Here is a 1,685-nt window from a genome sequence, read left to right as displayed (position 1 = left end):
GTTTAGCGTTACGGTGCATATAGTAACACGTGGTAAGACGTTTTTAGCAGGGGCACCCATACCTCTAGTAGTCTGCCGCTTATAGCTAAAGTTTACTCTTGTAAAAGCTATAGGAGTTTTCAGAATAACCTACATGTTTCGGAAGGGGTCCACTTGAAGAGTTTATAGGGTCGAGGCCTTGAAGTTTTAGGTAGTTTATGAGGGGGTTGGCTACGCCGCATGTTGAGCATTACACGTTAGGTCTCTACGGGAGGCTTTCAAGCAAGATAGTTCTCACGTTAATTTCTCATGCAAGGTATGATCTTAATGCTAGACAGATAATTGTCCCGAAGATTCCCTTCCATAGTAATAGAAGCCTTCTTAGGGATCTTTTACTCAAAAACATCTCTGGGAGATATGATGTTGTGCATGTTAACTTGTCAAGTGAAGGAGTCCTGCTTCGCAGGTGGGACAATTTAATAGTAACAGAGCACGGAGTTCCAGATCCCTCTGTTGAGGATAAGGATAGTCGGCTTTTTTACTTAAGGGAGCTTGAAAACCTTCTGACGTTAAGCGACTCGGGTGTTCCTATAATTACAATAAGCAATTACACTGCTAACCAACTTCGAGAAAAACTTGGAGTAAAACCATTAAAGGTAATTTATCATGGGGTCTTAGATGATTTTAGGAGCAATAGGATAAGACGGCCGCCTAGGAGGCACGTGATACTCTGGGTTTCAAGACTGGCGAATTTTAAGGAGCCGTTTGTACTCTTGGAAGCAATAAGACTGATAAAGGACAAGGCGGACTTTATAGTAGTGATGAGGGGCGATGGCCCGCTTAAAAGCCGCATCTTGGAGTACCTACGTGTAAATGGGCTCTCGGGTAGAGTTCGCCTTATAAATCGAGTTCCTTTTAAGAGCCTGCCACGTCTATATCGGTCTTCAAGCTTTCTTGTTCATACGTGTTCACGAGAACCCTTCGGACTTGCTGTTCTCGAAGCTATGGCTAGCGGGCTGCCAGTCGTTGTACCGGATAGTGGTGGTGCTGCTGAGGTTGCAGGTAATGCCGCGCTCCGCTACTATCCTGGCGAAGCAGAGGAACTTGCAGACAAGATTCTTTCAATATTGGGTGACGATGAATTATATACTAGTCTCTCAGCTAAGAGCCTTAAAAGAGCAGAAAGCTTTAGCTGGGTTAAGTCTGCAGGCGAGTACCTTAAGGTATACAGTAGAATTGCTGGAGGGTGATCAACAGGTGAGCCTCAATAAAGACTCTGACTAGGCCTCTGATAGATGAATCCATCTTGGATCTCGCATTTATTATTTCCCGCGCCACCCAGAGAGAGTTGCAAGTTTTAAGAATTTGAGGATAGTTCTGCCGAGGTTTTGCCAGTGATACAATAGGAGGCCTTTAAGGCCGAAGAGCTTCACAAGGACGTATTTACGACAGTTGTCTCTGTGTTTGTCTAAATTGCTTCCGTAGATATCCTTGGAGCCCTCCTCATGGATACATTTAGCTAAGGGCGTTATGTATAAGCCTTTCGGGTAGTCTCTGAAGATTTTATATGAGAGGAGTACGTCCTCCATGAAGGAGTAACCTTCCAGGTTCTCGTCAAACTTATACTTTAGGAAGACTTCACGCTTATAAGCTGTGTTACTACTTGTTAGCCACTCACAGTTTACGGTTCTTGTAAGCTGGGAAGG

General features: G+C 44.3%; 1 protein-coding gene and 1 pseudogene. One reads left to right on the top strand and one right to left on the bottom strand.

The features are described 5' to 3' along the window. The first annotated feature begins 197 nt into the window (after positions 1-197). The gene (locus ACP5KC_RS10545; RefSeq protein ID WP_428287567.1) at positions 198-1,229 is read left to right on the top strand and encodes a glycosyltransferase family 4 protein; all 1,032 of its coding nucleotides are present in this window, start codon (positions 198-200) and stop codon (positions 1,227-1,229) included. Between the two features lie 72 nt (positions 1,230-1,301). Here ACP5KC_RS10545 and ACP5KC_RS10540 read toward each other — a convergent pair. Next, positions 1,302-1,685, bottom strand: a pseudogene (locus tag ACP5KC_RS10540) (hypothetical protein); the annotation flags it as partial.

This window comes from Infirmifilum sp. (assembly GCF_049970975.1).
Classification (GTDB): Archaea; Thermoproteota; Thermoprotei; order Thermofilales; family Thermofilaceae; genus Thermofilum; species Thermofilum uzonense.
Note: the sequence above shows the minus strand (reverse complement) of the source record. Positions and strands in the feature narration are given on the sequence as shown.